This is a genomic window from Martinezella tropici (assembly GCF_008370325.1).
GTDB lineage: Bacteria > Pseudomonadota > Alphaproteobacteria > Rhizobiales > Rhizobiaceae > Rhizobium > Rhizobium tropici_B.
The window spans coordinates 869,155-876,087 of record NZ_VNIP01000006.1 but is presented as its reverse complement, the minus strand read 5'-3'; the positions used below and the strand labels follow the sequence as shown (position 1 = coordinate 876,087).

General features: G+C 60.9%; 6 protein-coding genes. 5 read left to right on the top strand and 1 reads right to left on the bottom strand.

Annotation, left to right across the window (positions count from 1 at the left end):
* From FP026_RS12625 to FP026_RS12605, 5 genes are all read left to right on the top strand, one after another.
* A partial coding sequence (locus FP026_RS12625) for an NmrA family NAD(P)-binding protein (RefSeq protein WP_188112558.1) occupies nucleotides 1–418 on the top strand: 418 nt, incomplete at its 5' end.
* Nucleotides 419–753: 335 nt separating this feature from the next.
* A complete protein-coding gene (locus tag FP026_RS12620; RefSeq protein WP_149634943.1) occupies nucleotides 754–1,923 on the top strand; it encodes an epoxide hydrolase family protein in 1,170 nt (389 codons plus the stop codon).
* A gap of 302 nt (nucleotides 1,924–2,225) precedes the next feature.
* Nucleotides 2,226–3,509, top strand: coding sequence for a sugar MFS transporter (locus FP026_RS12615; protein ID WP_432444109.1), 1,284 nt, complete (start codon nucleotides 2,226–2,228; stop codon nucleotides 3,507–3,509).
* A gap of 110 nt (nucleotides 3,510–3,619) precedes the next feature.
* Complete coding sequence (gene pncA / locus FP026_RS12610; protein WP_149634942.1) at nucleotides 3,620–4,243, top strand: bifunctional nicotinamidase/pyrazinamidase; 624 nt, start codon at nucleotides 3,620–3,622, stop codon at nucleotides 4,241–4,243.
* Between the two features lie 172 nt (nucleotides 4,244–4,415).
* Nucleotides 4,416–5,501, top strand: a complete 1,086-nt coding sequence (locus FP026_RS12605) for a glycosyltransferase family 4 protein (protein WP_149634941.1) — start codon at nucleotides 4,416–4,418, stop codon at nucleotides 5,499–5,501.
* A 6-nt stretch (nucleotides 5,502–5,507) separates the two neighbouring features.
* Here the strand turns inward: FP026_RS12605 and FP026_RS12600 are convergent, their stop codons facing one another.
* Nucleotides 5,508–6,893, bottom strand: a complete 1,386-nt coding sequence (locus FP026_RS12600) for a hypothetical protein (RefSeq protein WP_246665317.1) — start codon at nucleotides 6,891–6,893, stop codon at nucleotides 5,508–5,510.
* Nucleotides 6,894–6,933: the final 40 nt, after the last annotated feature.

Here is a 6,933-nt window from a genome sequence, read left to right as displayed (position 1 = left end):
TCTGCCGGAGCATTTCCGAGCACCCTTCGTCGATCCGCTGACGGCGACAGGGCCAGCCGTTCTGAAAATCTTCGACCATCCCGACATCTATGCCGGGCAAACGCTACCGATCATCGGGGACGTTCTATCACCGGCCGAGATGATCGAGACCTTCCAGCGCGTCACGGGCCGGAAGGCTGTGTATGCATCCGCCTACACCCCTGATGAGTTGGTTCGTCATTTTCCGGAGTTCGGGGAAAATCCCGAGCTCGTTCGAGAAAACATCGGCATGGCGGAATACGCGGTCGAATACGGATATTTCCGGAAAGACCGGGATCTCTCGTGGAGCAGGCGGATCAATCCCTCCAGTCTCACCTGGGAGCAGTTCCTGGTCAAGACCGGTTGGGACGGCAGCAGAAGAGCGTTTGGCCTCGCTTAATCGAGGCGGAAAGGTCAGGATCCAAAAAAGACTAGGCCGTGAACCCATAAACGACCACCTTCGGCTCGATGGCCGAATGTCCGAGATGGGCAGGAAAGCGGACATTGCGCCTACGGCAACGCCGAGCTGCATAGCAAACGTTGTGCCGCGGCGCCGTTCGCAAAAAGGATGGCGTTTCAGGAAACGTCGTGCGCAGCCTTCCGTTCAGTCGGTATTACCCTTCGACGGCCAACGTCGTCAGCCGTTCACGCAGCCAGCGTTTTGTCGGATGGTTGGTGGTCCGGTCGTGGACACCCTCTTCCTCGAACCGCATCCCAGCTTAAGTGGAAAACATCATGATTTCACCCTACACAATAAACATCCCTGACGAACGGCTCGCCACGATCAGAGCCAAGGTCGAGGCTTATGACTGGAGCCAGCTGCCGGATGCGGGGGGCTGGTCAGCGGGGGTCGGGGTTGATGACCTCAAGCGGCTCGCCGCGTATTGGCGGGACAGCTACGACTGGCGTGTGGTCGAACGGCGCCTCAACGCACTCCCCAACTTCACGGCCGACGTGGAAGGCGAGCACCTCCACTTCGTTCATGTGAAAGGCGACGGCTCCAAGCCGCCCGTCCTGCTTCTCCACGGCTGGCCGGGCTCGTATCTCGAGTTCGAGCGGCTGTTGGAGCCGCTCGCAGCGGACGGGCACGATGTTGTCGCCCCCTCGCTTCCTGGCTTCGCGTTCTCCAACCCGATCACGCGCCCGATCGGCCCGCGGCGGGCTGCTGCGCTCGTGCATGGGCTGATGATCCAACTCTTCGGCGACGCGCGGTATTTCATTCAAGGGGGCGATTGGGGCCACGGCATCGCGGCCTGGGCAGCGCATGATCGACCGGACACTCTGCTCGGCATCCATATTAACATGATGACCGTGCGTGCGGAGGATGCCGCTCCGACGACCGACGAGGAAAAGTCCTTCGCCGCCAAGCGGGCCGCGATTGCCGATTGGGAGAGGGCCTACTTTCACGAGCAGGAAACCCGTCCGCAGACGCTTGGCGTCGCGATGGCCGACAGCCCGGTCGGAGCGGCGGGCTGGATACTCGAAAAATTCGGCAAGTGGGCCGATCTTCCGACAACCGCCGATGGCGCCCCGGACATATGGAGCAAGTTTTCCGAGGAGGAACTCCTCACCAACATCATGCTCTACATCGCGCCGGCATCGTTCGTGACTGCAACCTGGATCTACTACGGCAGCCGGATTGAGGGGTCGCTGATGCTTCCGGCCGGCACCCGCATCCAGGTGCCGACCGGCGTTGCGGCCTTTCCTGATCCGGTGTTCTTGCCGCCGCCGCGCTCGTTCGCGGAGAAAACCTACAACATCGTGCATTGGACCGACATGCCGCGGGGCGGGCATTTCGCCGCGCTGGAAGAGCCGGAACTGATGCTGGCCGACCTGCGAGCCTTTATCGCGACGGTTTCGGGAGCGCGCTTTGGCTGCTTTCGGGACCATGGATTGACTACCTGAACGTCTTCAATTGGGCGATAGCCGACAGTCCGCTTTATGAGTCTACGTCCTAGGAAAGCCGGATTGCGTTACTCGACGTCTTCGCCACTGCAGCAAACCGCATTGCTGCTTTGCAAAATCCGCATTCCTAGCAAGCTACCAATAATGATCCAATCGATTATATCGATTTAAGCGGCTTCGGGATTCCGCGCTTCTTGCGGGCGTCTCGGCAAGCCGCTGCCAGTCCTTCTTTCGGCCCGTTCGGGCTTTTCGCCCGGGTCGCTATCGAAGCCTGGCAACAACAAGAACCGAGGATAAAAAAAGTGGCTGGCTCAGCAACAAGCTCTGTGTCCACCAGCGCCCGTGCATCCGCACGCCAAGGCCAGGGCAATTACCAATTCGCGCTTATCGCACTCACCTCACTCTTTTTCATGTGGGGGTTCATCACCTGCCTGAACGACATTCTGGTCCCGCATCTGAAGAGCGTCTTTCAGCTCAATTACACTCAAGCGATGCTCATCCAGCTCTGCTTTTTCGGTGCATACTCCATCGTATCGCTGCCGGCCGGAGCGCTTGTGAAGCGCATCACCTATAAGTGGGGCATCGTCGTCGGCCTCACGATTGCCGCAGTCGGCTGCGCCCTGTTCATCCCGGCCGCCAGCTATCGCGTCTATGCGCTCTTCCTGGGCGCGCTCTTCGTGCTCGCCACCGGCATCACGATCCTGCAGGTTGCCGCCAATCCCTATGTCACCGTATTGGGACCGCCGGATACCGCCGCCAGCCGGCTGAACCTGACGCAGGCCTTCAATTCGCTCGGCACGACGATTGCACCATACTTCGGCGCGATGCTGATCCTGTCCGCCGCGACCGTTGCAGCGGCCAACGCTACCCCCGAGCAGATCGATGCCATGCGGCTTGCCGAAGCCGGCGCGGTAAAATTCCCCTATCTGCTTCTCGCTGTCGCCTTTCTGGTGCTCGCCGCCGTCTTTGCTGCGTTGAAGCTGCCCGAGGTCGAAGATGAAGAAACCGTCGAACCGATGCGCGGCGGCGGCTCCGCTTGGCAGTACCGCCATCTCGTGCTCGGCGCTGTCGGAATTTTCCTTTATGTCGGCGCCGAAGTCAGCGTCGGCAGCTTCCTCGTCAACTTCCTGAGCCAGCCCGATATCGCCCATCTCTCCGAGGCCGATGCCGCCCACTACGTCTCTTACTTCTGGGGCGGAGCGATGGTTGGACGCTTCATTGGTTCGCTGATCATGCGTCATATCGATGACGGCAAGGCGCTCGCCTTCAACGCCGCCGCGGTCATCATCCTGCTCGTCGTCACCGTGCTGACAACAGGCCATGTCGCCATGTGGTCCGTGCTGGCAATCGGCCTGTTCAACTCGATCATGTTCCCGACGATCTTCAGCCTGGCTCTGCACGGCCTCGGCAAATATACGAGCCAGGGCTCGGGCATTCTTTGCCTTGCCATCGTCGGCGGTGCGATCCTGCCGGTCATCCAGGGCGGCCTTGCCGATACGATCGGCATTCACCTCGCCTTCCTGATGCCGATCATCTGCTACGTCTATATCGCCTTCTACGGGCTCAAGGGCCACAAGCCGGCCTGAGACTGACATAACTTTGCGCTCCGCCGGTTTTCTAGCGGAGCGCAAGGGGCTTGATCCAAGGCGCACCGCTTGGCATCGTGCGGCGCAACAAAACGGGAAGGACAGGCCTCATGAAAGCACTGCTGCTCATCGACATCCAGAACGGCTTCTGCCCCGGCGGGAATCTCCCCGTGCCGGATGGGGATCAAGTCGTGCCCGTCGCCAACAAACTCATCGACAGCGGCAAATACGATCTGATCGTCGCTTCGCAGGACTGGCATCCGGCCGGCCACGGCAGCTTTGCTTCCTCCCATCCCGGCAAGAAACCCTTCGAAATCGGCACGCTTTCGGGCAAGCCGCAGATGATGTGGCCAGACCATTGCGTCCAGAACACCAAGGATGCCGAGTTCCACCCTGCCTTCCACCTCGATGCCGTCGATTTCATCCAGCAGAAGGGCCAGAACCCCGCGGTCGACAGCTATTCCGCCTTCCGCGACAATGACCAGGCAGCCCTTACCGGACTGGCGGCTTATCTGCGCGACAGAGGCGTCACCGAGCTCGATCTGTGCGGGCTGGCAACGGATTATTGCGTGAAGTTCTCCGCGATCGACGCCGTCGAGATGCTGCCTGACGTCACCGTCCGCTTCATCGAGGATGCCAGCCGAGGCATCGATCCAGCCGGCGTTAAGGCGGCGATCGACGAAATGCGAGCCCGTGGCGTCGCGATGATCAGCAGCAAGGATGCGCTTGCGTAAAATCGCATCGGCCAGGCTAAACCTTCTCTAAACAAAATGGTGCAAGCTCTTCCCGATCGATAGAACGGTTCAAATCTTTGAACCGTTCTATCTCGTTGTTTTCACGCAATTCCGGACGGAAAACCGCTTCGCACTTTTCCCGGAATTGCTCTGAGATATCGGGACCTCTAGCGTGCAGTCGATTGTCATCAACGGGCGTTTCCTCGGCCAACCCTTGTCGGGCGTGCAGCGCTTCGCGCGCGAGCTCACTTTAGCGCTCGACCGCAAGATTTCCGCAGGCACACTGCCCGCCTTATTGAAAAGCGCGCGCTGGCGTCTGGCCGTACCGCGCAACACGCCCATCGATATCAGGCTCTCCTCCATCGAAATCGACAGCTTCGGTTCCGGCCCTGGCCACGTCTGGGAGCAGACATCGCTGCTTTCGCGCTCGCGCGGCAGCCGGCTGATCGGTTTCGGCGGCAGCGGCCCGCTCCTGCATCGCCGCCAGGCGGTCGTCATCCATGACGTGACGATCTTCCGCCATCCGCAATCCTTCAAGCGCAGCTACCGCCTGCTACATGCTGCGCTTGGCACAGTGCTGACGCGCACCGCCAAGATCAGCACTGTCTCCGAATTCTCGCGACAGGAGCTCGCCTCCGTGTTCCGGGTTCCCTCAGGCGGCATCGACGTCGTCTACAATGCCGTCGATCACTATGCCACGATCGAGCCGGATGAGGCCGTAATGCAGCGGCTTGGCCTGAAGACGAACGGCTTCTTCCTGCTTGTGGGAACGATGAAGCCGAACAAGAACCTCGACTTCGCCATCCGCGCTTTCGAGACGCTCGAGGATGACAATCAGAAACTCGTGGTCGTCGGCGGCTCCGCGCCGACCGTCTTCAAATCGGATGACCAGCAGTCAAACGGCAGCATGCTCTTTCCGGGCCGCCTTAGCGATGCCGAGATCGCCGCTCTGGAGCGACATGCCACCGCTTTTATCTTCCCGAGCCTCTATGAAGGTTTCGGCATCCCGCCCCTGGAAGCGATGACGCAGGGCTGCCCGGTGCTCGCCGCTGATATCCCCGCCGTGCGCGAGGCGTCGGGTGATGCCGCGCTCTACTTCGACCCCTTCCGACAGGATGAACTTGTTGCCGCCATGCACCGGATCGCAACGGACGACGCACTGCGCCAGGATCTGCGCCGGCGCGGCCATGAGAATGTCACCCGCTTCTCCTGGGACGCCAGCGCCGACCGCGTGCTCTCTATTCTCGAAGATCTCTGAGAGACTTCAGGATCGGTTCTGCGACCGGAACATGGTGGCGAAGTAGCTATAGAGGCCGAGCAGGCAAAAGAGCGCGCCGCCGACCACGCCGAGCGACACCGATATCCAGAGCGAATAACCGAAACCGGCCGTCGCCAGCACCGGCACCGCAAGACCAATGGCGGAGAAGACCACCGGCGGCCAGACGAAATCGAAGGAAAGAGACGCCATCACCCTCACGCCGATCGCCATGGCGCACACAGCGCCGATCATGCCGCCGGCCATGAGTGCAACATCGCTGTAGGAGCCGAGGTAACCGCCGGCCAGCGTGCCGGCATTGAGCAGCACGCAGTCCAGCGCCGCGAGCAGGAAGATCGTCCGTAGCCGATGCTGCAGATGCGCCGGCGTCGGCATCATATTGGCGGTCAAGGCACGGCATGTCGCAAGGCCGATGACGAAGGGGGCAACTGCCAGAAACTCCTTGCGCAAACCGGCGGCGATGACCAGTTGCCCCACGGGCTGCAGCAGGGCGAAAATGCCGGCCGCAGTCATGAGCGTAAGGCCGGTCAAAAGCGAATAATATTCCCCAAGCTGCTTGGCAAAGGCCGGCGTTGCCCCATCACGATCATAGGTCGTGACGACATCGGGATATTGAATGGCCTGCAGGGCGGAGACGATCAGCACAAAGGGGCGCTGCAGCAGATCGAGCGCCAGGAGCGCACCAGCTGCGGCCCCCGCTCCCAACGTGGCTGTGAGAATGGATTTCAATCCCAGCGGCGTCAGCATGCCGATAACGGAGGCGCTGGCCGCAACGCTGCCATAGACGAAGTGCTTGCGGAACAGCGCTGGCTCGAAAGGTGCCGCCTCGCGCAGGCTGCTACGGGTCAGAAAGACCGCCAGGAGACCATAAGCGCCGTAACCCGCCATTAGGCCGATGACGGTGCATGTGAAGGTCGGGGCGACAGCAGCACCCGCGAGCGTGCCGGCTGCGAGAATGGTTGCGCGCGAGCCCTGCAGCCGCGAAAAGATACGAAATTCCTGGCGGAAGCGCAGCATGGTGAGGTGCAGGTCGCTGCCGCCCTGGAAGATCGCAACCAGGCCGCCAAGCACGGCAATCTCCGCCGATACGGAAAAGAAGATCGATGCAGAAGCCGCAATCAGGCAGATCGCCGAGCACGCCGCAAATTCGATGGTCAATGCCTTACGCTCTCGGGCTTCGCTACCAGACCCCTGTCCTGGATAGAAACGGCTGCAGGCAAAGCGAACCCATTCGAAACAGAAAATCGCTGCGAACTGGCTGATCGAGATGAACAGCGAATAGGCCGCGTAATCCGCCGGAGCCAGCAGATGCGCCACCACGATCAGCAGCCCGAAGGCAACCGCCGCCTGATAGAAATATGCAGCCAACGCCACGATCTTTGCCATGCCGGCAGCTAACAGCAAAAGATTGAGG